This window comes from Curtobacterium sp. PsM8, from assembly GCF_030433875.1.
Lineage (GTDB): Bacteria > Actinomycetota > Actinomycetes > Actinomycetales > Microbacteriaceae > Curtobacterium.
The window spans coordinates 1-206 of the sequence record NZ_JARUXD010000247.1 but is presented as its reverse complement, the minus strand read 5'-3'; the positions used below and the strand labels follow the sequence as shown (position 1 = coordinate 206).

Sequence of the window (206 nt, the reverse complement as noted above, 5' to 3'; positions counted from 1 at the left end):
CCGGCGTTCCCCGGGCGGTCGCCGCCCACGACCGAGCCCATCCGCCCCCCGCGCGGCGCCGGCGACCCGGCGGTGCCCCGGCCGGGCTGGCCGCTCATCCGCGGCCGCGCGCGCGGGACGGTGCCCGGGCCGCGCGGGGCGGCCTGCACGACGGCCTGGAAGAAGTCCTGGCCGACGAAGGCGTGCACCTCGCCGAACTCCACCTC

The 206-nt window shown here is 82.0% G+C and carries 1 pseudogene; it reads right to left on the bottom strand.

Going from position 1 to position 206, the window contains the following annotated elements:
* Positions 1 to 206 (bottom strand): annotated as a pseudogene (locus QCD68_RS17445) (transporter); the annotation flags it as partial.